The organism is Mycobacteriales bacterium, assembly GCA_035690485.1.
In the GTDB taxonomy this organism is placed as follows: Bacteria; Actinomycetota; Actinomycetes; order JAFAQI01; family DASSKL01; genus DASSKL01.
The window spans coordinates 1-21,496 of the sequence record DASSKL010000005.1; the positions used below are offsets into that span (position 1 = coordinate 1).

Here is a 21,496-nt window from a genome sequence, read left to right on the forward strand (position 1 = left end):
GTCCTCGCGCTCCGCGCTCCGGGCGCTGCGTGTTGACCCCGCCCCGCGATCGACGCTGCCCACGACCATGCCGGCGACGGTCGAAGAACGCTTACAACAGAACCTTGACGGCCCCGCTCCGCTCAGGAATGTCACTACCGACGGCTCGCCGTAGGCACCCCGGCGTTGGTCCCCTTGACATGCAAGTATGCGCTTGCCTATTGTCCAGCGCGATGAGCGACGTGTTCAAGGCGCTGGCGGACCCGACTCGGCGCGCGATCCTTGACGAGCTCGTTGATCGCGACGACCAGACGCTCTTCGAGTTGTGTGCCCGGTTGACAACGAGACACGCGGTCGCGTCGACACGGCAAGCGGTCTCGCAACACATCGACGTGCTGGTCGAAGCCGGGCTCATCGCGGTACGTCGAGAAGGTCGCTACAGGTTTCACCGGCTTGACCGGCGCCCACTGGAGCACCTGACCGATCAATGGCTACGACGACAAGGAGGGGACACGTGAAGATCACAGTGACGAGCGTCCTCGTCGACGATCAGGCGAAAGCGCTCGCCTTCTACACCGACGTGCTCGGCTTCCAGAAGAAGACCGATGTTCCGCTCGGCGAGCATCGCTGGCTTACGGTTGTGTCGCCCGCGGTACCGGATGGCGTCGAGCTGGTGCTGGAGCCAGACGAGCACCCCGCCGCGAAGCAGTTCAAAGCATCGCTCGCGGCAGACGGCATCCCGTTCACGTCGTTCACCGTCGACGACATCGACCGGGAGTACGAGCGCCTACTCGCCTGCGGCGTTCGATTCACGCAGCCGCCGACGTCTATGGGGCCCGTCGTCACCGCCGTCCTCGACGACACCTGCGGCAACCTCATCCAGATCGCCACAGCTCCGAGGGCCGACTGACCTCGTTGTTTCGGCAGCAGCGAACCGAACAGAGGCGTCACTACATCGCACACCCTCAGTTGCTCGACCAGAACGTCGTGGAACGCCGGATCTCCCGCGCACGCTGTCGGCTCAGGGACGTCGTATGGCGCGCATTACGCGACCCGTGCCGGTCCGCATCACACCGATTTCCCGACCTGGGCACGAGGATAGGAAGCCGGTTCGTTCGATCGCAGCCGGCTATCACTCGTGGGACTCGGCCATCGGCGACTCCTACCGCACCTGTCGCGAGCGGTGAGACAGTGCAGTCATGACGACGTACGACGCGCCTCCGAGCCACCAGGCGACCGATCGCTCGCAGCGCTACGACACCGACCGCTACGCCGGTGCCATCGGTCTGAACTGGTATACCAGCGACCCGACGCTGCGCTTCATCCTCGCCCAGCACATGTCGTCCGATGACCTCGCGTGGGCGGAGCCGAAGCTGTCGGCGTACGGCGCCGTCTGCGGCGATCTCATCGCGCGCAACGCGGATGAGACCGACCGCCACCCGCCGCGCCTCGAGCGCTACGACCGGTGGGGTCACGACGTGAGCGAGGTGGTGCTGCCGGCGACGTTCGAGGCCAACCGTGACGCCGTCATCGCGCACAGCTTCTCCGGCAACGCGGTCCGCGCCGAGGCAGTCGCCGCGGGGATCGACCTGACGCTGCCGGGCGCGGCGTCGAGCTACCTGCTCGACCAGGCCGAGATCGGCATGATGTGCGCGCTCGGCACGGGCGGCGAGATGGTCTACCGGCTCGCCGAGCGCTACGCGCCCCCCGAGGTCCGCGCGATGCTCGACGAGATCGCCGGCCCGGGCGGCCTGATGGGTGAGACCGCGCAGTCGTTCACCGAACGCAGCGGTGGATCCGACCTCGGCGCGATCGAGACGACCGCAACCCCCGTCGGCGACGTGTGGGCGCTCAACGGCGTCAAGTGGTTCGTCTCCAACGCCAACGGCGGGGCGTGGGTCGTCATGGCGCGGCCCGAGGGTGCGCCAGACGGCGTGCGCGGGGTCGCGTCGTTCCTCGTGCTGCGGCAGCGTCGCGACGGCACGCCCAACGGCGTCCACATCCGCCGGCTGAAGGACAAGCTCGGCACGAGGGCGGTGCCGTCGGCGGAGGTCGAGTTCGCCGACGCCGAGGCGTTCCTGCTCGCCGACCCGCCCGGCGCGGGCCAGGCCAACGTCGGCGACGGCCGCGCGGTCTCGCGGCTCATGCAGCTCACCAACGCCGCCCGGCTCGGCATCGCGATGATGGGTCTCGGCTGCGCCCGCCGGGCTCTGGTCGAGTCGCTCTGCTACGCCCGGGCCCGCGAGGCGTTCGGCCGCCCGCTGACCGACCAGCCGCTCATGCGCCGCACCCTCGCCGACCTCCTCGTCGATGTCGAGGGCGCGCAGGCGCTGGTCTTCGACGCGCACGCCCGGCCGCTGCGGATGACCGCGCCGCTGGCCAAGCTGCGCGCGGCCCGGCTCGGCATCACCGCCGCCAGCACGGCGATCGAGGTACACGGTGGCAACGGCTACTGCGAGACGTGGCCGGTTGCCCGCATCCTGCGCGACGCCCAGGTCAACACGATCTGGGAGGGCGGCGACAACATCCTCTGCCTCGACGTACGCCGCGCCATGGAGCGCGAGCAGGCCCACAAGCCGTTCCTCGACAACCTTCGCGACGCGATCGCGGCCGGCCCGGCCGACGACCCGACCACCGGTCTGGTCGAGCAGCGGCTCGCCGACCTCGAGCGGGCACTCGACGGGCTGTCACGGCTCGACCCCGACGTGGGCGAGGCGCGGCTCTCCCCGCTCGCGCACCTGATGTGTGACGTCTACACGGGGGCTCTGCTGGTCGAGCAGGCCGGCCACGAGCGGCGTACGACCGGCACCGACCGCAAGGCCTTGGTCGCGCGGCTGTGGTGCGACCGGCACCTCGCCCCGCGCGACGCAGTCAGCGAGATCATCGACCCGCGCAACGACCTGGCCCGCTTCGACGAGCTGGTCGACGGGGCCTTCGTCGACGACCGCGGCTGACGCCGTCGTCTTCTGCCGCGGTGTGGGGCCTCTCAGAGATCGTTTGACCCCCACACGGCGGCAGAAGACGGTTCAACGAACCGCGGCGTACAGCCGGGACGGTAGCTACTGCTCCAGCCGGCGAGCGGTCAGCGCGGCGGCCAGGATCTGCAGCCCTCGCGTTGTCGACGTGTCCAGACCGGTGAGGTCGACGATCCGGCGCAGCCGGTAGTCGAGAGTGTTGGGGTGCACGTGCAGCGCCGCGGCTGTGCTGCGCCGGTCCTGGTCGTGCGCGAGGTAGGTCTCCAGCGTCACGAGCAGATCGGGGTTGCCGGCCAGCGGCTCCAACGCGGCCGACAGCAGCGGCAGCGCGTCGGACTCCCGCGTGAGCTGGTACTCCACGAGCACGTCGTCGAGGCGGTAGGCGCCCGGCGGCCGGCCCAGCCGCTGCACCAGGTCGAGCACGTCGCCGGCCTGGGCCATCGCCTCGGGAACGTCGGTGACGGTCTCGGCTGCCGCGCCCGCGATCGTCGCCGGTGACCCGGTCTCCGCGGTGATGTCCTCGGCCAGCACGTCGAGGTCGCCCGCCACCTGCTCGAGACCGTCGACGTCCGCCGGCAGCAGGAACGACCCGCCACCCCCGTCGAGCAGGGCCAGCACCGGCACCCCGGCGTGCCGGTCGAGGCACTCCTGCAGCTGGCGCGCCCGCCGGTGCGCGCCGGCACCGGCCTCGTCGCCCTCGGTGGGGCCGCCGACGTCGAGGATCCCGACGACGTACGCCGGCGCCAGCCCGATCCCCAGCCGGCGGGCCAGGCCGTGGGCCGGCGCACCGACGAGCAGCGCCTGCGTCAGCGACCGCCGCGCGTCGAGCTCCTCGCCGTAGATCGCCTGCTGCTCGTCGAGGTAGGCCGTCGCGACCGCCCCGGTCACGTGGCGCAGGTAGCGCAGCACCGCGTCGGCCGCCGCCAGCAGCTCCTCGCGCTCGTCGCGGCGCGCGGCATCGACGAGCATCTCCCACGCCCGGTGCGCCCCGACGTGGTACGCCGACAGCACGGCCTCCAACGGCACCCGCTCCTCCGCCCGGCGCCGGGCCGCAGCGCGCGGGCCGGCGAGCTCCTCATCGGTCGGTGGCCGCTCCTCGCGCAGGCTGCGGAAGAAGATGTGCAGGTTGTCCTCGACACCCGCGGTGAGCTCGCCCTCGCGCTGCTCCTGCGGCAGCAGGTCGTAACGCGGGATCTCCTCGAGGAAGACCTCGATGAGGGCACGGGCCAGCTCGGGCACCCGCCGCTCCACCCGCCGGTAGAGACCGGGTTCCTTCCGCGCCGTCACAGCCGCGCCCGCCCCCGCCATGAGCCGAATTGTGCTCCGTCACAACGCTCCCGACCAGGGGGGTGCGGCGGCGATGTTCGTAGGCTCCGGACCATGCACGCGATCACGCTGTCGGGCGCCGGCGGCCCGGAGGTCATGGAGTGGAACGTGGTCGGCGACCCGGTGCCGGCACCCGGCGAGGTGCTCGTCGACGTCGCCGCCAGTGCCGTCAACCGGGCCGACGTCATGCAGCGCATGGGCTTCTACCCGCCGCCGCGGGGCGCGTCCGAGCTGCTCGGCCTGGAGTGCAGCGGCCGCATCGCCGCCCTCGGCGACGGGGTGAGCGGTTGGACCGTCGGCGAGGAGGTGTGCGCGCTTCTCGCCGGCGGCGGTTACGCCGAGAAGGTCGCGGTCCCCGCCGGCCAGCTCCTGCCGGTGCCGGCCGGAGTCGACCTGGTCGACGCCGCCGGCCTGCCCGAGGTGGCCTGCACCGTGTGGTCCAACGTCTTCATGCTGGCCCGGCTGCAGCCCGGCGAGCGGTTCCTCGTGCACGGCGGCACCAGCGGCATCGGCACGTTCGCGATCCAGCTCGCCAAGCAGCACGGCGCCCACGTGCTCACGACCGCCGGCAGCGACGACAAGTGCGCGCGCGCCCGTGAGCTCGGCGCCGACGTGGCGATCAACTACCGCGAGGCGGACTTCGTCGACGTGGTGCGCGAGGAGACCGGCGGGCGCGGCGCCGACGTGATCCTCGACATCATGGGTGCGGCCTACCTGCCGCGCAACGTCGACGCCCTTGCCACGGGAGGCCGCATCGTCGTGATCGGCCTGCAGGGCGGGCGCAAGGGCGAGCTCGACCTCGGCCAGCTGCTCACGAAGCGGGGCGCGGTGCACGCCACGAGCCTGCGCGGCCGGCCGGTGGCGGAGAAGGCTGCGATCGTCGCCGAGGTGCGCGAACACGTGTGGCCGCTGGTCGCCTCGGGTGCCGTGCGGGCCGTCGTCGACCGGCGGGTGCCGATGCCCGACGCCGCTTTGGCGCACCGCCTCCTGGAGGAGAGCGGCCATGTAGGCAAGATCATTCTTTCGGTGGCGACGGTCGGGGCGTGACGGCGTACGGTGCGGGAAGGTGACCCACGGGTAACCGAGCGAAGGAGCATGCCGTGAGCAGCAACGTGAGCGAGCGTGAGGCCCGGCAGGTCGCTGAGGCGGCTCGCGAGACCGAGTGGAAGCTCCCGTCGTTCGGCAAGGAGCTGTTCCTCGGCAACTTCCGGCTCGACCTGATCCATCCGCAGCCACGGCTGTCGCCCGACCAGATCGAGAAGGGCGAGCGGTTCCTCGGCGAGCTGCGGTCGTTCCTGGAGAACAAGGTCGACCCGCTGCAGATCGAGCGCGATGCGAAGATCCCCGACGAGGTTGTCGAAGGCCTCAAGGAGCTCGGCGCGCTCGGCATGAAGATCCCGGAGGAGTACGGCGGCCTCGGCCTCTCGCAGGTCTACTACAACAAGGCCCTCGCGATGACCGGCACGTGGCACGCGTCGATCTCGACGCTGCTGTCCGCGCACCAGTCGATCGGCGTACCGGAGCCCCTGCGGCTGTTCGGCTCCGAGGAGCAGAAGAAGAAGTACCTGCCGCTGGTCGCCCGCACGCACGTGAGCGCATTCCTGCTGACCGAGCCCGACGTCGGCTCCGACCCGGCGCGGATGAGCTCGCAGGCCGTGCCCACCGACGACGGCAGCGGCTACCGCATCAGCGGCCGCAAGCTCTGGACCACCAACGGGGTCATCGCCGACATGCTCGTCGTGATGGCGGTCGTGCCCAAGAGCGAGGGGCACCGGGGCGGCATCTCGGCGTTCATCGTCGACGCCAAGTCCGAGGGCATCACCGTCGAGCACCGCAACCAGTTCATGGGCCTGCGCGGCATCGAGAACGGCGTCACCCGCTTCGACAACGTCTTCGTCCCGGCCGACAACCTTCTCGTCGGCGAGGGCCAGGGCCTGAAGATCGCGCTCACCACGCTCAACACCGGCCGGCTGTCGCTGCCCGCCATCTCCGCGCAGGCGTCCAAGTGGGCCATGAAGATCGCCCGCGAGTGGTCCAGCGAGCGGGTGCAGTGGGGCCTGCCCGTCGGCAAGCACGACGCCGTCGCGCAGAAGATCGCGTTCATCGCCGGGTCGGCGTTCGGCCTCGAGGCCATGGTCGACGTCTCCAGCCGGCTCGCCGACGAGAAGCGCAACGACATCCGCATCGAGGCCGCACTGGCCAAGCTCTACGGCTCCGAGATCGCCTGGCAGGTCATCGACGAGCTGGTGCAGGTGCGTGGCGGGCGTGGCTACGAGACCGCGGAGTCGCTGAAGGCGCGTGGCGAGAAGCCAGTGCCGGTCGAGCAGGCGCTGCGCGACATGCGCATCAACCGGATCTTCGAGGGCTCGACCGAGATCATGCACCTGCTGATCGCCCGCGAAGCCGTCGACCAGCACCTGCAGATCGCCGGCGACATCATCGAGCCCGACGTGCCGCTCGCCGACAAGGCGAAGACCGCGGTGAAGGCGGGCGGCTTCTACGCCAAGTGGTTCCCGAAGCTGACGGTCGGCGAGGGGCTCAGCCCGACGTCCTACGCCGAGTTCGGGCCACTGGCCACGCACCTGCGGTTCTGCGAGCGGTCGTCGCGCAAGCTGGCGCGGTCGACGTTCTACGGCATGAGCCGCTGGCAGGGCGGGTTGGAGAAGCGGCAGGCCTTCCTGGGCCGCATCGTCGACATCGGGGCCGAGCTCTACGCGATGGCCAGCGCGTGCGTCTACGCCGACACGCTCGCCAAGGACGAGCCGTCACGGCGGGCGAGCGTCTTCGAGCTCTGCGACCTGTTCTGCACGCAGGCCCGGCGCCGGGTCGACCAGCTGTTCCACGACCTGTGGCGCAACGACGACGACACCAACCACGCGGCGGCGATGCGGGTGCTCGACGGCGACTACCGGTGGTTCGAGGCCGACGTGCTCGACCCGTCGGGTGAGGGCCCGATGATCGCCAAGCAGCCGGACCTGGCGTGACCGAGCAGCCCCCCGCCGACCGGCTGCGCATCGTCACGGTCGGGCCCGACGGCGAGCCCGTGCAGGAGGTCCCTGCCGGCGACGTCGCCGGCGGCGGCGACGAGGACGGCGGGCTCGTCTCGATGGTCGAGCAGCCGGCCAAGGTCATGCGGATCGGCACGATGATCAAGCAGCTGCTCGAGGAGGTCCGGGCCGCACCGCTCGACGAGGCCAGCCGGGTGCGGCTGCGGGAGATCCACGAGACGTCCATCAAGGAGCTGTCCGACGGGCTCGCGCCCGAGCTGCGCGACGAGCTGCAGCGGATCACGCTGCCGTTCAGTGAGGACACCGTGCCGAGCGACGCCGAGCTGCGGGTCGCGCAAGCACAGCTCGTCGGCTGGCTCGAGGGGTTGTTCCACGGCATCCAGACCGCGCTGTTCGCCCAGCAGATGGCGGCTCGCGCGCAGCTCGACGAGATGCGCCGGCGGGCGCTGCCCGGCCCGATGCCGGGGCAGCAGCAGGGACAGGTCTCCGGCCCTTACCTGTAGAGGGTTTCGAGCACGAGCGCGACACCGTCGTCGTCGTTGCTCGCCGTGACCTCGTCGACCGCGTCGAGCACTTCCGGGTGCGCGTTCGCGACCGCGATCGCGCGGCCGGCCCACGCGAGCAACGGCAGGTCGTTGGGCATGTCGCCGAACGCAATCACGTCGGGGGCGCCGTAGCCGTGCTCGGCGACGACCCGCTCCAGGGTGGTGGCCTTCGTGATGCCGGCGGCGCTGATCTCGAGCAGGCCGTCGCGGCTGGAGTGGGTCAGCGTGGCGAGCCCCGCGGACGCTTCCCGGGCCCGGGCGAGCAGGGTGTCGGGCGCCATGCTCTCGTGGCGCACGAGCAGCTTGGCGACCGGCGCAGAGAGCAGGGCCTCGACGTCGGCGACCAGCGCGCCGTCGGGCACCGGCCAGCGCGACCGGTAGGCCGGCTCGTGCCCGAACTCCGACGCCCGCTCGACCGCGAACGCCACCTCGGGCAGCGCCTCGCGCAACACCTGCACGAGCGACGCGGCGACCGAGGGCTGCAGCAGGAACTCCTCGACCACCTGCTCGGCGTGCAGGTCGTAGACGAACGCGCCGTTGGCGCACACCGCCAGCCCACGGTGCCCGGCGGCTTCGGCGATCGGCCGCATCCACCGGGGCGGCCGGCCGGTCACGAAGACGACCATCGCCCCGGCGTCCTCCGCCGCCGCCAGCGCGCGCCGGGTGCGCTCCGAGATCGAACCGTCGCTGCGGACGATCGTGCCGTCGAGGTCGGTGGCGACCACGCGCGGCGGTGCGATCGATCGGCTCACCGGGCGCCCCACGACGCTCCTGCCGGCGGTCTCATCCGACCGGCTCGAGGACCTCGCGCCCGCCGAGGTAGGGCCGCAGCGCAGCCGGCACGCGCACCGACCCGTCGGCGCGCTGGTGGACCTCGAGCAGCGCGACGATCGTGCGGGCGATCGCCACCAGCGTGCCGTTGAGCGTCGCGACGGGTCTCGTGCCCTGCGGCGTACGCATCCGGGTCTGCAGCCGCCGCGCCTGGAACTCCGTGCAGTTGGACGTGCTGGTCAGCTCGCGGTAGCGGTCCTGCGTGGGGATCCACGCTTCGCAGTCGAACTTGCGGGCCGCGCTCGTGCCCAGGTCACCGGTCGCCACGTCGATGACGCGGAACGGCAGCTCGAGCTTGGTCAGGAACTCCTTCTCCCAGCCGAGCAGGCGCTGGTGCTCGGCCGAGGCCTCCTCCGGCGTGCAGTAGGAGAACATCTCGACCTTGTCGAACTGGTGCACCCGGATGATGCCGCGCACGTCGCGCCCGTGTGACCCCGCCTCGCGCCGGAAGCAGGTCGAGAAGCCGGCGTAGCGCAGCGGCAACGCGCCGACGTCGAGGATCTCGTCCATGTGGTAGGCCGCGAGCGGCACCTCGCTGGTCCCCACGAGGTAGAGGTCGTCCTGCGCTACCCGGTAGACGTCGTCGGCGGCGGTCTGGCCGAGGAACCCGGTGCCCTCCATCGCCTCCGGCCGCACCAGCACCGGCGTGATGACCGGGGTGAACCCCGCCTCCACCGCCTGGGCCATGGCGAGGTTGACCAGCGCCAGCTCGAGCAGCGCGCCCACGCCGGTCAGGAAGTAGAACCGCGCGCCGGACACCTTCGCGCCGCGCTCCACGTCGATCGCGCCGAGCAGCTTGCCGAGCTCCAGGTGGTCACGCACCTCGAAGTCGTAGACCGGCACGTCGCCGACCGTCTCCAGCACGGCGTAGTCGTCCTCGCCCCCCACGGGTGCGCCGTCCTCGACCAGGTTCGCGATCGCGTACGCCGCGGCGCGCAGGTCCTCGTCGGCCCGCTGCTGCTCGGCGTCGGCGGCCTTCACCGCGTCGGCGAGCTCCTTCGCCCTCGCCAGCAGCTGCTGCTTCTCGTCGCCCTGCGCCTTCGCCACCGACGCGCCCAGGGTCTTCTGCTCGGCGCGCAACCGGTCGAAGGTCGCGACCGCGGCCCGGCGGCGCTCGTCGGCTGCCAGCGCTGCGTCGACCGCCGACTCGTCGTCGCCCCGTGCCCGCTGGCTCTTGCGGAACCGGTCGGGGTCGTCGCGCAGCAGCCGCAGGTCGATCACGTGCTCAAGCCTATGAGGTGGGGCCAACGGCTATTGGTCACAGCGTGCCGGTCACGGCCTGCAGCAGCAGGCTGCTGACCCCGACCGCTGCCCACAGCACCGCGCCGAGCAGCAGTGGGCGGTGCCCGGCCTGCCGCAGTGTCGACAACCGCGTCGACAGGCCGATCGCCGCGAGCGCGACCGTGATGCAGAACACCGCCGTGTGCCCGAGCGCCGGGTGCCATCCGGCGGGAATCACGCCCGCCGTCTGCGCCGCGCTCGTTGCGACGAAGCCGACGAGGAACAGCGGGACCAGACGAGCTAGCGAGGCCCCGTCGAGCCGGCCGTCGGCGCCGGAGCGCCGGCCGCGCAGCAGCGCGAGGCCCACGGTGATCGGGATGATCGCGAGGCTGCGCGTCAGCTTGACCACCACGGCGTAGGCCCCCGCGGTCGCGCCGTAGGAGTACGCCGCCGCGACGACCGACGAGGTGTCGTTGATCGCCGTCCCCGACCACAGGCCGAACGCGTGCTGGGACAGGCCGAGCAGATGACCGACCGCCGGGAAGAGCAGCACGCCGGCCACGTTGAACGTGAAGATCGTGCCGATCGCGTAGGCCACGTCGGCCTCGGCCGCGCCGAGCACCGGGGTGATGGCGGCGATCGCCGACGCGCCGCAGACCCCGGTGCCGACCCCGATCAGCGTCCGGGCGTCGCGGGGCACGCCGAGCGCGGCGCCGACCAGGCGGGCGCCGACCAGCGCCACGGTCAGGGTGCCCGCGAGGACGGGCAACGAGGTCGCACCGACGTGCACGACCTGGCTCAGCGACAGGCCGGTGCCGAGCAGCACGATGCTCGCCTGCAGCACGTGGCTGCGCGCGAACTGCAGCCCCGGGTCCAACCGTTCGTGTCTCGGTACGACCGCCGCCAGCGCGGCGCCGAGCACGATGCCGAAGACCGGGCCGCCCACGATGGGCAGCAGCTCGCCGAGGCCGGTCGCCACCGCTGCCACCCCGACCGCGAGGAGCAGTCCGGGCACCGGCAGGCGCACCGGCCACGGTGAAGCGAGCGGGACCATGCATCTACCGTGTGCCGGCAGATCTCTCCTGTGTAGGTGCCAGTTCCGCGACGGGTCATAAGGTTTGCCTATGGCTCCTGCGCCCGACCTCGACGCCCTCGAGTTGCTGGTCTCCGTCGCCGAAATGGGCAGCATCGGTCGAGCCGCAGCGCGCCACGACCTCAGCCAGCCCGCGGTGAGCCTGCGGCTACGCGCCCTCGAGCGGCAGCTGCGCCTCGTCCTTCTCGAGCGCTCGCCGAGCGGCTCGCGGCTCACCGCCCCGGGCCGGACGGTCGTCGACTGGGCCCGCCCGCTGCTCGACGCCGCCGACGCGTTCGGCCGCAGCGTGAGCGCGCTCGCCGACCGGCACCACGACCGGCTGCGGCTGGCCGCCTCGCTGACGGTCGCGGATCATCTGGTGCCGGGCTGGCTGGTCGCCCTGCATGCGGCCCTGCCGGACGTCGCCGTCTCGTTGCAGGCGGTCAACTCCGAGAATGTCGCGGAGCTGGTGCGCGCCGGCGGCGTCGACCTGGGCTACGTGGAGGGGCCTGGAGTGCCGGCCGGGTTGCGGTCCCGGCGGGTCGGCGGCGATCAGCTCGTCACCGTGACCGCGCCAGGACATCCTTGGGCTCGCCGCCGCACACCGGTGAGCCCCGAGGAGCTCGTCGCGGCTCCCCTGGTGGTGCGAGAGATCGGCTCCGGCACCCGGGAGGCCCTCGCCTCCGCCCTGGCCGCCCACGGGCTGCCTCTTCGCACCGGCCTCGAGCTGGGATCGACCGCTGCGATCAAGGCCGCGGTGATGGCGGGTGACGGGGTCGCGGTGCTGAGCCGGCTCGCCGTGGCGGCTGACCTGGAGGCGGGCCGCCTGGTGGCGATCGCGGTCGCCGGCCTCGACCTCCGGCGCCACTTCCATGCCGTCTGGCGAGCGGGCCGCGCGCCCACCGGACCGGCCAACTCCTTGCTCGCGCTCAGCCTGCGGTCGTGATCCGCGGGCCGCGGCGCGCTCCGGCGAACGAGTGAAACCGGCACGCTCGCCCGGCCGGAATATGGAACCTGGCAAATCCGACGGCTACGGTGCTGGGGTGAGCTCCGGGGGCCGGTCGGCGAGCACGCGGCGGCGACTGCTGCGCGGCGAGGGACTGCTGCTCGACCTGTCGAGCCACCTTCGGGAGATCTCGACCCCGCCGCCCGTCCCGGCCGGCTGGCAGGTCGAGACGGCGCTGGTCGCCGCCGGCGGTGCGGAGATCGGCGGCGACTTCGTCGTCTTCGACCTCGCCGCGGACGCCAAGCGGCTGAGCGCGGTGCTCGTCGACACGTCCGGAAAGGGGTTCGCGGCGGCCACCCGGTCGCTGATGCTCGCCGGCGCGGTCAGCGGTCTGCTCGGCTCGGTGCCGACCAGCGACCTGCTCGACCGGCTCAACGCGCACATCCACCGGCGGCACAACTGGGAAGAGCACTTCGCCACCGCCGTGCACGTGGAGGTCGACCTCACCACCGGCGCCTACCAGCTGGGCGTCGGCGGGCACGTGCCGCCGGCGATCTTCCACGCCGGCCGCGGGGTCTGGCAGCTCTGCGAGGTCGGGGGGGCCGGGCTCGGGTTCAACCCCGGCGGCCAGTGGCCCTACGTCTCCGGCGTCCTCGACCCGGGCGACGCGATCCTGCTCGTGACCGACGGGGTCATCGAGCGCCGCGGGGAGGACCTGGCGAGCGGTTACGACCGGTTGCTCGGCGGCGCCGAGCGCCTGATCACCTCGGGTTTCCGCGACGCGGCCGACACGCTGCTCGCCAGCCGGCCGCCGCACGGCGACGACGATGCCGCGGTGGTCTTCATCCACCGCCAGCCCTAGGTCTGATCGCCACCCTCAGCCGTCGACCTGCGTCCGCGGCCAGGTCACCTCGAGCCGGCCCGACCGCGGCTGCCGCACCGGCGCGCGCGGCGGCCCGAGGTCACCCACCATGGCGGTGTAGGCAGACCCGTCACCGCCCCACAGCACGTCGTCGAGCGTCAGCCCGGCGGTCGCGAGCAGCGTCTCGAGATCTTCCCAGTTCTCGACGAAGCGGTGCTGCAGCTCGACGGGCAGGTCGTCGGCGGTCGGCATCATCAGCACTTCCCACCGCGCGGTCAGCCCCTCGTGTGCGCGCACCTCGGCTGTCCAGCTCATGACAGCCCGGTTCCCCGCCACCGGCCGGGTCACGCGCGCCGGTTACGGTCAGTGCATGCAGGCGGGAGTGGTCGGCGGCGGGATCATGGGCGCCGGCATCGCCGAGGTGGTCGCCGTCGCGGGCAACGACGTGACGGTCGTCGAGTCGACCGAGGCGTTCGCCGAGGCCGCGCGCGGACGCATCGACACCTCGCTGCAGCGCGCCGTGAAGGCCGGCCGCGCGACCGAGGAGCAGGCGCAGGCGGCCCTCGCGCGCATCTCGCTCGTCACCGACCTGGATGCCCTCGCCGACCGCGAGCTCGTCATCGAAGCGGTGCCGGAGGACGAGCGCATCAAGACCGAGCTGTTCGCCCGCCTCGACGCGATCGTCCGCCCCGGCGTGGTCCTGGCGACCAACACCTCGTCGATCCCGATCACCCGCATCGCGGCCGCGACCGGGCGCCCCGACCGGGTCGTCGGCATCCACTTCTTCAACCCGGTGCCGGTGCTCCCCCTGGTCGAGATCGTTGCCGGCCCGCTGACCGGCGCGCACACCGTCGAGGAGGCGGAGGAGTTCGCGCGGTCGCTCGGCAAGCGCACGATCCGCGCCAAGGACCGTGCCGGCTTCGTCGTCAACGCCCTGCTCGTCCCGTACCTCCTGTCGGCGATCCGGATGGTCGAGGCCGGCCACGCCACGCCGGAGGACATCGACGCGGGGATGGTCGCGGGCGCCAACCACCCGATGGGACCGCTCGCGCTCACCGACCTCATCGGGCTCGACACCACCGCCGCCGTCGCCGAGTCGATGTACGCCGAGTTCAAGGAGCCGCTCTACGCCCCGCCCCCGCTGCTGCGGCGGATGGTCGAGGCGGGCCTGCTCGGTCGCAAGTCGGGGCGTGGCTTCTTCAGCTACGACCGCTGACCGGCGAGGCGCTGCCGCGGTCGCCGGCCCATCGGGCGAGCTTGCCGCTGCGGTGCACCGCGCGCAGCCTCTCCTCGGTGGCGGCCAGGTCGGTCCGGGTCGTCACGACGAGCACCGAGTCGCCGCGCTCGAGCGGCGTGGTCGGCTCGGGTACGAACGCCGTACCGTCCCGCACGATCAGCGTGACCGCAGCGCCCGCCGGCAGCCGCAGCTCCCAGATCTCCACCAGGTGCAGGCGTGAGGCGGGCGGGATCTCGAGCTGGAGCAGTTCGGCGTGCATCTCGTCGAGTGGTGCCGACTCGACGGTCAGCGGCACCGCTTCGTCGTGGCGGACGAGCCCGAGTGCCGCGGCGATCGGGCGCAGCAGCGGCGCCTGCAGGAGCGTGAACACCGCAACCAGTACGAACACCACGTCGAAGATCTGCCGGGAGCCGTGCACGCCGGTCGTCAGCGGCACCGTCGTCAGCACGATGGGCACCGCCCCGCGCAGGCCGGCCCACGAGAGCAGCGCCTGCTGGCGCCACGGCAGCCGGAACGCTCCCGTGCTCGCCACGACCGACAGCGGCCGCGCCACCAGCAGCAGCACCGCCCCGATCGCCAGCGCCGGCAGCACCGCCGGGCCGAGCCGGGTCGGCGCCGAGAGCAGGCCGAGCATCACGAACAGGCTGATCTGTGCCAGCCAGCCGATGCCCTCGGCGAAGCCCAGCGTCGCCCGGCGGTGCGGGAGCGGCGCGTTGGCGATCCACAGCCCGGTGAGGTAGACGGCGAGGAACCCGCTGGCGCCCGCGGCGGTGGCCGCGGCGTACGACGCCATCGCGAACGCCATCGTCGCGAGCGGGTACAGCCCGGCGGCGGGCAAGGCGGCCTGCCGCAGCGTGTTGCTCGCCAGCAGCCCGGTGACGATGCCGATGCCGGCGCCGACGGCGAGCTCGTAGCAGAGGACTCCGGCTCCGTGTAGCGCGCCGCCGTGCTCGCCGGCGAGCAGGGTGACGAGGATGACGACCGGCGCGTCGTTGAACCCCGACTCCGCCTCGAGCACTCCGCGCAGCCGCGCCGGCAGCCGCACCGCGCGCAGCGTCGAGAAGACCGCGGCGGCATCGGTCGAGGACACGATCGCCCCGAGCAGTGCCGCCGTACGCCAGCCCGTGTCGAGCACGTAGCGCGTCGCGACCGTGGTGACCGCGACGCTCACGGCGACGCCGACGGTGGAGAGGGCCACCGCCATCGGCACGGAGGAGCGGATGTCTCCCCAGCGGGTGGTCAGCCCGCCCTCCGCGAGGATCACCGCGAGCGCGACCAGCCCGAGGTGCTGCGCCAACTTTGCGTTGTCGAAGTCGAGCCCGATCGCGTCCTGGCCGAGCACCATGCCGATGCCCAGGTAGAGCAGCAGGCTCGGAACGCCGACCTTTGCCGAGACCCGCACCCCGGCGATCGCGACCAGCAGCACCCCGGTCGTCGCCAGGATGGCGATGGCCAGGGTGGGATGGTCCATCGGCCCATCATGTCGGCCGCCGGTTTCAGGTGTCGTTCAGGCGCGTGCCGCACACTGACCGCGTGGGGGCGTCGCCGGAGTCCGCCGCCGCGCTCGTCGTCGACGACGACCCGGAGCTGCGGGCGGCGCTGCGCCGTGCCCTGAGCCTCGACGGTTACCGGGTCACCGCCGTCGGCCACGGGGTCGCGGCACTGGAGGCGGTCGCCAAGGAGCGGCCCGACGTCATCGTGCTCGACGTGATGATGCCGTACGTCGGTGGGCTCGAGGTCTGCCGCCGGCTGCGCGCCGCGGGGGACCGGACCCCGATCCTCGTGCTGACCGCGCGGGACGAGGTCGAGGACCGGGTCGCGGGCCTCGACGCGGGCGCCGACGACTACCTGGCAAAGCCGTTCGCTCTCGACGAGCTGCGTGCCCGGCTGCGCGCGCTGCTGCGCCGGGCCGCCCCGCCGGTGGCTGACGACGAGGCCGACGAGGTGCTGCGCTTCGCCGACCTGGAGCTCGACACAGGCAGTCGACGGGTGTGCCGCGGCGACCACGCCGAGGACCTCACCCGCACCGAGTTCGCGCTGCTCGCGCTGCTCATGCGCAACGCCGGTCGCGTCCTCACCCGCGAGGTCATCATGGAGCGCGTGTGGGGCTACGAGCTGGAGCCGGCGTCGAACTCCCTCGAGGTCTTCGTCGGCTACCTGCGGCGCAAGACGGAGGCGGGCGGCCGGCCGCGGCTGCTGCACACCGTCCGGGGCGTCGGCTACCAGCTGCGAGCGCCCGAGTGAGCGGGTTGCGCGGCTGGTGGCACGCCCAGTCGTTGCGCACCCGGCTCGTCGTGGCGGCCGCCGTGGCCGTCCTGGTCGGCGTCGCCGGTGTCGCGGGTGTGGGCTACCTCGCGGTGCGCCACCAGCTCTACGGCACGATCGACGACCAGCTGCGCGCGCAGGCCAACGACCTGCAGCAGCAGGCCGACTTCTTCGCCGGCCGAGGCGTGCCGCTGCGCCTGCGCACGAGGTTCGGCCAGGTCGACGGCTACGTGCAGGTCGTGCCGATGTTCGGCGAGTCCCTCCCGCCGCCGCCGGGGCAGGACGTGACGTTGCCGGTCACCCGGGAGGACCGCGCGGTCGCGCGTGGCCGGAGAGGTCCGAGCCTGCGTTCGACGTCGATCGGTGGCACGCCGGCCCGCATGCTGACCGTGCAGCTGGTGCCGGGCTTCGCGTTGCAGGTGGCGCTGCCCACGACCCACGTGCAGGACCAGTTGCACCGGCTGGCCCGGGCGTTCGTCGGGCTGGCCGCGGGTGCGCTCGCTCTTGCCGTCGGCCTGGCGTGGTTGCTCGCCCGGCGCGCGCTGGCGCCCGTGGCACAGCTGACCGCCGCCACCGAGGAGATCGCGACGACCCGCAACCTCACGACGCGCATCGTCGAGAGTCACCACGACGAGCTGGGCCGGCTGGCGGCGAGCTTCAACACGATGCTCGACGCCCTCGAGCAGTCGGTGACCGCGCAGCGCCGGCTGGTCGCCGACGCCTCCCACGAGCTGCGCACGCCGCTGGCCAGCCTGCGCACCAACGTCGAGGTTCTCGACCGCGTCGACGAGCTCTCGCCGACCGACCGGGCCGAGCTCATCGCCGGGATCGTCGGCCAGCTGCAGGAGATCACCGACCTGGTGGCCGACGTCGTCGAGCTGGCTCGCGGCGAGGAGCCGGTGCACCAGCCGCACGACGTGCCGTTCGACCGGCTGGTCGGCAACGCCGTCGAGCGGGCCCGGCTGCACTGGCCTGGCGTGCAGTTCGACTACCGCGCGGTGCCGGTAACGGTCCGCGGCGTCGGCGCGCGGCTCGACCGGGCCGTCGCCAACCTGCTCGACAACGCCGGGAAGTTCTCCGACCCGGGTGGGCTCGTCGAGGTCACCGTCGACCGCGACGCCGTGCTGCGGGTCCGTGACCACGGACCGGGCATCCCCGACGAGGCCCTGCCGCACGTGTTCGACCGCTTCTACCGGGCCGATGAGGCGCGCGCCCGTCCCGGCTCCGGCCTCGGGCTGGCGATCGTGAAGCAGGTGGCCGATGCGCACGGCGGCCGGGTCACCCTGCACAATCTGGCGTCGGGCGGCGCGGTCGCGGAGCTCACGCTGACGCCGGTGATCGTCGCGCCGGCCGCAGGTGCCGCGCCGGTGTCCACGGCGGAGGTGCTGCAAGGATGATCGACCGGCTCGTCGAGATGCTCGCCCTCGAGCGCCTCGACCGGGACCTCTTCCGCGGCCACAACCCGACCAGCGCGCGCCACGGCCGGCTCTTCGGCGGGCACGTGGCCGCGCAGGCGCTTCGCGCTGCGGCGTACACCGTCGACTCCGACCACTTCCCGCACTCGCTGCACGGCTACTTCCTGCGGCCCGGCCGGCTGGAGCTCCCGTCGACCCTGCAGGTGCACCGCATCCGCGACGGCCGGTCGTTCACCACCCGCCGGGTCGTCGTGGTCCAGGACGGGGAGGCGATCTTCAGCCTGGCGGCGTCGTTCCACCGTGACGAGCCGGGCGGGGACTACCAGGTGCCACAGCCTCTCGGCGTACCGGCTCCGGACGAGGTCGCCGCGCGTGACGACGGCGACGGTGGCCATCTGTCGCCGTTCGACGTGCGCGAGGTGCTCGACGAGACCGCCACGCATGGCCGCTCCACGCGCCAGATCTGGGTGCGCACCCGCGGGGCACTGGACGACGACCGGACACTGCACGCCAGCGTGCTGACGTATTTGTCCGACATGGGTGCGGTCGGTGCCGCCCGCCGGTCCCTGCGCCTCTACCACCGCCGGGGTCTCGGGGCGAGCCTCGACCACGCGGTGTGGTTCCACCGCCCGGTCCGCACCGACCAGTGGCTGCTCTTCGACATGCAGCCGGTGTCGGCGTCGGGCGCCCGCGCGCTCGTCGTCGGCACTCTGCACGACGGCGCCGGGGTGCTCGGAGCATCGATGGCGCAAGAGGTGCTCGTCCGAGGCTGACGAGAATTCTGCTCAGGCCCGGCGCGTAACGCGCCGATGTGCTGGAGCGTTGTACCTGGTGCAAGACCTTTCGCTCCTGGAAGCCGGTGATCGCGGTGACGCCGCAGTTGTCATCCGACGAGTGCTGTGCCTATGCGCTGTCGGTCGAGTCCGCCGACGACAGCGACACGGTGACGCTGCGCTGCGCCGTCCACGGGGCCGAGACCCACGTCGGTTTCACCGACAGCGAGTACGCCACTCGCATCGACGACTGGTTCTGCACGCACGCCGCCTGCACCCGGTCGACGCCGACGCGGCACGCCGCCTGACGTTTCGCCCCAGGCGGTTGCGGCGCCGACCGCGACGACCGGTGAAGGCTGCGCCGGGATCGCCCGCCCGGGTTCGCGGCTGACCGCGGCGACGAGCAGCACAGCGGTCTCGCCCAGCGCGCACCGGCGGCGTTTCCCGGGTCCCGAGAAACCGGTCGGACTTTGTCCGACCGACTCGGTACGGTGCACGTCATGCCCGCCGAGGAGCCGTTGATCCGTGCCCGGGGGCTGACGAAGAGGTTCGGGTCCTTCGTCGCGGTCGACGGCATCGACTTCGAGGTGCGGCCGGGCGAGGCCTTCGGGTTTCTCGGACCCAACGGCGCCGGCAAGAGCTCGACCATGCGGATGATCGGCTGCGTGTCGTCGCCGTCCGGCGGTGCGCTCGAGGTGCTCGGCATGGACGTGCACACCGACGGGCCCCGGATCCGGGCCAGGCTCGGCGTGGTGCCGCAGGAGGACAATCTCGACACCGAGCTGACCGTCTGGGACAACCTCGTCATCTACGGTCGCTACTTCGGCATGCCGCTCGCCGACATCCGGCCCCGGGTCGAGGAGCTGCTCGAGTTCGTGCAGCTGTCCGAGCGCAGCGGCGACCGGGTCGACCCGCTGTCGGGCGGCATGAAGCGCCGGCTCACGATCGCCCGCGCCCTGGTCAACTCGCCCGAGCTGATGCTCCTCGACGAGCCGACGACCGGGCTCGACCCGCAGGCCCGGCACCTGCTGTGGGACCGGCTCTACCGGTTGAAGATGCAGGGCGTCACGCTCGTCCTGACCACGCACTACATGGACGAGGCCGAGCAGCTGTGCGACCGGCTGGTCATCATGGACGGCGGCCGCATCGTCGCCGAGGGGGGACCGCAGGAGCTGATCCGCCGTTACGCGACCAAGGAGGTCGTCGAGCTGCGGTTCAGCAGTCTCGACGACAGCCGCGCCGCGCAGCCGTCGCTCGAGCGGCTCGGCGAGCGCATGGAGCCGCTGACCGACCGGGTGCTCCTCTACACCGACGACGGTGACAAGGCGGTCGAGGTCATCAACGGCGACGGCATGCGCCCGACGTCGGTGCTGGTCCGCCGCAGCACGTTGGAGGACGTCTTCCTCATCATCACCGGCCGCACCTTGCAGGAGTGACGGTGGCCACCACCCATGTCCTGCGCATCGTGGAGCGCGAGGCCCGCGTCTACCGCAAGCTGTGGCGCGGCTCCGCGTTCACGAGCTTCGTCACGCCGCTGCTCTACCTGGCCTCGATTGGCATCGGGCTCGGCGGCATCGTCGACGCGCACAACCGCTCCGTCTCCGGGCTGACCTACCTGGAGTTCGTCACCCCCGGGCTGCTCGCGGCGAGCGCCGTGCAGGCGGCCTCGGGCGACTCGCTGTGGCCGGTCATGGCCGGCTTCAAGTGGATGGGGCACTACAACGCGATGATCTCCTCGCCGGCGTCGCCGGCCGATGTCTACACCGGCGCGATCAGCTGGATCGCGTTGCGCACGACGCTGTCGGCCACGGCGTTCCTCGCCATCGCCGCGGCGCTGGGCGGGGTCACGTCGCCGTGGGCGGTGCTCGCGATCCTCGCCGCGGTCGCCGGCGCGCTGGCCTTCGCCGCACCGCTTGCCGCTTTCGCGGTGACGCAGGAGACCGACGTGGCGTTCCCCGTCGTCATGCGGCTCGCGGTCATCCCGCTGTTCCTGTTCTCCGGCACGTTCTTCCCGGTCAGCCAGCTGCCCGGCTGGGGCCAGGGGCTCGTCGTGCTCTCGCCGCTCTGGCATGCCGTCGAGCTGTGCCGCTCGGCGACCACCGGTCACGCGGGTTGGCCGGCGCTGGGTCATGTGGCCGCGCTGCTGCTGTGCATCGGTGTCGGCGTCTATGCCGGGCGGCGCAACTTCCACCGGCGGCTCACCCCGTGACCGCCTCCGACTTCCTCTCCGCCTACGTGCCGCGGGCGATCCCCGGTGTGGGGCACCGCCGCTTCCTGCGGGTGGTCGAGCGCAACGTCGCGGTCTACAAGCGGTTCTGGCCGGTCTTCCTCACCGGCTTCGCCGAGCCGCTGATGTTCCTCGGCTCCATCGGCATCGGCGTCGGCCACCTCGTGCGCACGGTCAGCGGCCCGGGCGGGGAGCAGATCTCCTACGCGCTGTTCGTCGCCCCGGGCCTGCTCGCCACCTCGGCGATGAACGGCGCGATCATCGACACGACGTTCGGCTTCTTCATCAACTTCAAGTACTCCCACACGTACGACGGGATGCTCGCCACCCCGATGCGCATCGCCGACGTCGCCCGGGGTGAGGCGACCTGGGCGCTGCTGCGGGGCACGGTCTACTCGACGGTCTTCCTCGTCACGATGGTGCTCCTCGGCTACGTGCGCTCGCCCTGGGCGGTGTGCGCGCTGCCGGTCGCCGTGCTGGTCGGCTTCGCCTTCGCCGGTGCCGGCCTGGCGTGTACGACGTGGATGCGGTCGTTCATCGACTTCGACTTCGTCAACCTCGCCCTGGTGCCGATGTTCCTGTTCTCGGCGGTGTTCTTCCCGCTGTCGCGCTACCCGGAGGCGGTCGGCTGGCTGGTGCGCATCACCCCGCTCTACCAGGGGGTCGCGCTCGAGCGCGGTCTCGTGCTGGGCCAGCTCTCGTGGCAGATGCTCGGCCACGCGGCCTACCTCGCCATCATGGGCACGGTCGGCCTGCGCATCGCCGGTCGCCGCCTGCGCCTGCTGCTGCAACCGTAGTTTCAGCGGGTCGTCCG

21 protein-coding genes and 1 pseudogene are annotated in these 21,496 nt (G+C 72.2%); 16 read left to right on the top strand and 6 right to left on the bottom strand.

Annotation, left to right across the window (positions count from 1 at the left end; genetic code table 11):
- Window positions 1-212 precede the first annotated feature (212 nt).
- The 3 genes from VFJ21_00265 (at window position 213) to VFJ21_00275 (ending at window position 2,933) form a co-directional block, all read left to right on the top strand.
- On the top strand, window positions 213-497 hold the full coding sequence (locus VFJ21_00265) for a metalloregulator ArsR/SmtB family transcription factor (GenBank protein ID HET7405556.1): 285 nt from the start codon (window positions 213-215) through the stop codon (window positions 495-497).
- Complete coding sequence (locus tag VFJ21_00270; GenBank protein ID HET7405557.1) at window positions 494-889, top strand: VOC family protein; 396 nt, start codon at window positions 494-496, stop codon at window positions 887-889. Before VFJ21_00265 ends, VFJ21_00270 begins: the two co-directional genes overlap by 4 nt.
- 289 nt (window positions 890-1,178) lie before the next feature.
- Window positions 1,179-2,933 carry an acyl-CoA dehydrogenase family protein gene (locus tag VFJ21_00275; GenBank protein ID HET7405558.1) on the top strand — a complete coding sequence of 585 codons (1,755 nt, stop codon included), beginning with the start codon at window positions 1,179-1,181 and terminating at the stop codon, window positions 2,931-2,933.
- A gap of 105 nt (window positions 2,934-3,038) precedes the next feature.
- Here VFJ21_00275 and VFJ21_00280 read toward each other — a convergent pair whose 3' ends face one another.
- Complete coding sequence (locus tag VFJ21_00280) at window positions 3,039-4,262, bottom strand: helix-turn-helix domain-containing protein (protein HET7405559.1); 1,224 nt, start codon at window positions 4,260-4,262, stop codon at window positions 3,039-3,041.
- Window positions 4,263-4,334: 72 nt separating this feature from the next.
- Here VFJ21_00280 and VFJ21_00285 point away from each other — a divergent pair, with 72 nt between their 5' ends.
- The 3 genes and pseudogenes from VFJ21_00285 (at window position 4,335) to VFJ21_00295 (ending at window position 7,791) form a co-directional block, all read left to right on the top strand.
- Window positions 4,335-5,327: an NAD(P)H-quinone oxidoreductase gene (locus VFJ21_00285; protein ID HET7405560.1), complete on the top strand. Its 993-nt coding sequence runs from the start codon at window positions 4,335-4,337 to the stop codon at window positions 5,325-5,327.
- A gap of 9 nt (window positions 5,328-5,336) precedes the next feature.
- Window positions 5,337-7,264, top strand: a pseudogene (locus VFJ21_00290) (acyl-CoA dehydrogenase family protein).
- The gene (locus VFJ21_00295) at window positions 7,261-7,791 is read left to right on the top strand and encodes a bacterial proteasome activator family protein (protein HET7405561.1); all 531 of its coding nucleotides are present in this window, start codon (window positions 7,261-7,263) and stop codon (window positions 7,789-7,791) included. The pseudogene VFJ21_00290 and the gene VFJ21_00295 overlap by 4 nt, the downstream one beginning before the upstream one ends.
- Here the strand turns inward: VFJ21_00295 and VFJ21_00300 are convergent.
- Genes VFJ21_00300 through VFJ21_00310 form a run of 3 tightly spaced genes read right to left on the bottom strand, consistent with a single transcriptional unit; the run spans window position 7,782 to window position 10,939 of the window.
- A complete protein-coding gene (locus VFJ21_00300; GenBank protein ID HET7405562.1) occupies window positions 7,782-8,585 on the bottom strand; it encodes an HAD family hydrolase in 804 nt (267 codons plus the stop codon). The two genes, VFJ21_00295 and VFJ21_00300, sit on opposite strands and share 10 nt — an antisense overlap.
- Window positions 8,586-8,616: 31 nt before the next feature.
- Complete coding sequence (serS, locus tag VFJ21_00305) at window positions 8,617-9,885, bottom strand: serine--tRNA ligase (protein HET7405563.1); 1,269 nt, start codon at window positions 9,883-9,885, stop codon at window positions 8,617-8,619.
- Between the two features lie 37 nt (window positions 9,886-9,922).
- Window positions 9,923-10,939 (bottom strand): putative sulfate exporter family transporter, encoded by a 1,017-nt coding sequence (locus tag VFJ21_00310; GenBank protein HET7405564.1) that lies wholly within the window; start codon window positions 10,937-10,939, stop codon window positions 9,923-9,925.
- A gap of 70 nt (window positions 10,940-11,009) precedes the next feature.
- Between VFJ21_00310 and VFJ21_00315 the strand changes: the two genes are divergently transcribed.
- Both VFJ21_00315 and VFJ21_00320 read left to right on the top strand, forming a co-directional pair.
- Window positions 11,010-11,903: a LysR family transcriptional regulator gene (locus tag VFJ21_00315; GenBank protein ID HET7405565.1), complete on the top strand. Its 894-nt coding sequence runs from the start codon at window positions 11,010-11,012 to the stop codon at window positions 11,901-11,903.
- A gap of 97 nt (window positions 11,904-12,000) precedes the next feature.
- On the top strand, window positions 12,001-12,765 hold the full coding sequence (locus tag VFJ21_00320; GenBank protein HET7405566.1) for a PP2C family protein-serine/threonine phosphatase: 765 nt from the start codon (window positions 12,001-12,003) through the stop codon (window positions 12,763-12,765).
- A gap of 15 nt (window positions 12,766-12,780) precedes the next feature.
- Here the strand turns inward: VFJ21_00320 and VFJ21_00325 are convergent, their stop codons facing one another.
- Window positions 12,781-13,080 carry a hypothetical protein gene (locus VFJ21_00325; GenBank protein HET7405567.1) on the bottom strand — a complete coding sequence of 100 codons (300 nt, stop codon included), beginning with the start codon at window positions 13,078-13,080 and terminating at the stop codon, window positions 12,781-12,783.
- A 55-nt stretch (window positions 13,081-13,135) separates the two neighbouring features.
- On the opposite strand from VFJ21_00325, the gene VFJ21_00330 reads away from it, so the two are divergent.
- A complete protein-coding gene (locus tag VFJ21_00330) occupies window positions 13,136-13,981 on the top strand; it encodes a 3-hydroxybutyryl-CoA dehydrogenase (GenBank protein ID HET7405568.1) in 846 nt (281 codons plus the stop codon).
- On the opposite strand, the gene VFJ21_00335 is transcribed toward VFJ21_00330, so the two are convergent.
- Window positions 13,965-15,473 carry a potassium/proton antiporter gene (locus VFJ21_00335; protein HET7405569.1) on the bottom strand — a complete coding sequence of 503 codons (1,509 nt, stop codon included), beginning with the start codon at window positions 15,471-15,473 and terminating at the stop codon, window positions 13,965-13,967. The genes VFJ21_00330 and VFJ21_00335 overlap by 17 nt on opposite strands.
- A 62-nt stretch (window positions 15,474-15,535) precedes the next feature.
- Here VFJ21_00335 and VFJ21_00340 point away from each other — a divergent pair, with 62 nt between their 5' ends.
- The 7 genes from VFJ21_00340 to VFJ21_00370 all read left to right on the top strand — a co-directional run bounded on the left by VFJ21_00340 (window position 15,536) and on the right by VFJ21_00370 (window position 21,479).
- On the top strand, window positions 15,536-16,246 hold the full coding sequence (locus VFJ21_00340; protein ID HET7405570.1) for a response regulator transcription factor: 711 nt from the start codon (window positions 15,536-15,538) through the stop codon (window positions 16,244-16,246).
- Complete coding sequence (locus VFJ21_00345) at window positions 16,243-17,664, top strand: HAMP domain-containing sensor histidine kinase (GenBank protein ID HET7405571.1); 1,422 nt, start codon at window positions 16,243-16,245, stop codon at window positions 17,662-17,664. The genes VFJ21_00340 and VFJ21_00345 overlap by 4 nt, the downstream gene beginning before the upstream one ends.
- The gene (locus VFJ21_00350; protein ID HET7405572.1) at window positions 17,661-18,455 is read left to right on the top strand and encodes an acyl-CoA thioesterase domain-containing protein; all 795 of its coding nucleotides are present in this window, start codon (window positions 17,661-17,663) and stop codon (window positions 18,453-18,455) included. The genes VFJ21_00345 and VFJ21_00350 overlap by 4 nt, the downstream gene beginning before the upstream one ends.
- A gap of 38 nt (window positions 18,456-18,493) precedes the next feature.
- Entirely contained in the window at window positions 18,494-18,763 is a 270-nt protein-coding gene (locus VFJ21_00355) for a hypothetical protein (protein HET7405573.1), read from the top strand.
- Window positions 18,764-18,955: 192 nt separating this feature from the next.
- Window positions 18,956-19,891, top strand: a complete 936-nt coding sequence (locus VFJ21_00360) for an ABC transporter ATP-binding protein (protein ID HET7405574.1) — start codon at window positions 18,956-18,958, stop codon at window positions 19,889-19,891.
- Window positions 19,892-19,893: 2 nt separating this feature from the next.
- Complete coding sequence (locus tag VFJ21_00365; protein ID HET7405575.1) at window positions 19,894-20,664, top strand: ABC transporter permease; 771 nt, start codon at window positions 19,894-19,896, stop codon at window positions 20,662-20,664.
- The gene (locus tag VFJ21_00370; GenBank protein ID HET7405576.1) at window positions 20,661-21,479 is read left to right on the top strand and encodes an ABC transporter permease; all 819 of its coding nucleotides are present in this window, start codon (window positions 20,661-20,663) and stop codon (window positions 21,477-21,479) included. Before VFJ21_00365 ends, VFJ21_00370 begins: the two co-directional genes overlap by 4 nt.
- The last annotated feature ends 17 nt before the right edge of the window (window positions 21,480-21,496 follow it).

What these genes read in the sequence shown, in the direction of transcription:
- VFJ21_00265 (HET7405556.1), top strand. Translation starts at nt 213, where the DNA reads ATGAGCGACGTGTTCAAGGCGCTGGCGGACCCGACTCGGCGCGCGATC.
- VFJ21_00275 (HET7405558.1), top strand. Translation starts at nt 1,179, where the DNA reads ATGACGACGTACGACGCGCCTCCGAGCCACCAGGCGACCGATCGCTCG.
- VFJ21_00280 (HET7405559.1), bottom strand. Translation starts at nt 4,262, where the DNA reads ATGGCGGGGGCGGGCGCGGCTGTGACGGCGCGGAAGGAACCCGGTCTC.
- VFJ21_00285 (HET7405560.1), top strand. Translation starts at nt 4,335, where the DNA reads ATGCACGCGATCACGCTGTCGGGCGCCGGCGGCCCGGAGGTCATGGAG.
- VFJ21_00310 (HET7405564.1), bottom strand. Translation starts at nt 10,939, where the DNA reads ATGGTCCCGCTCGCTTCACCGTGGCCGGTGCGCCTGCCGGTGCCCGGA.
- VFJ21_00315 (HET7405565.1), top strand. Translation starts at nt 11,010, where the DNA reads ATGGCTCCTGCGCCCGACCTCGACGCCCTCGAGTTGCTGGTCTCCGTC.
- VFJ21_00325 (HET7405567.1), bottom strand. Translation starts at nt 13,080, where the DNA reads ATGAGCTGGACAGCCGAGGTGCGCGCACACGAGGGGCTGACCGCGCGG.
- VFJ21_00330 (HET7405568.1), top strand. Translation starts at nt 13,136, where the DNA reads ATGCAGGCGGGAGTGGTCGGCGGCGGGATCATGGGCGCCGGCATCGCC.
- VFJ21_00335 (HET7405569.1), bottom strand. Translation starts at nt 15,473, where the DNA reads ATGGACCATCCCACCCTGGCCATCGCCATCCTGGCGACGACCGGGGTG.
- VFJ21_00350 (HET7405572.1), top strand. Translation starts at nt 17,661, where the DNA reads ATGATCGACCGGCTCGTCGAGATGCTCGCCCTCGAGCGCCTCGACCGG.
- VFJ21_00360 (HET7405574.1), top strand. Translation starts at nt 18,956, where the DNA reads ATGCCCGCCGAGGAGCCGTTGATCCGTGCCCGGGGGCTGACGAAGAGG.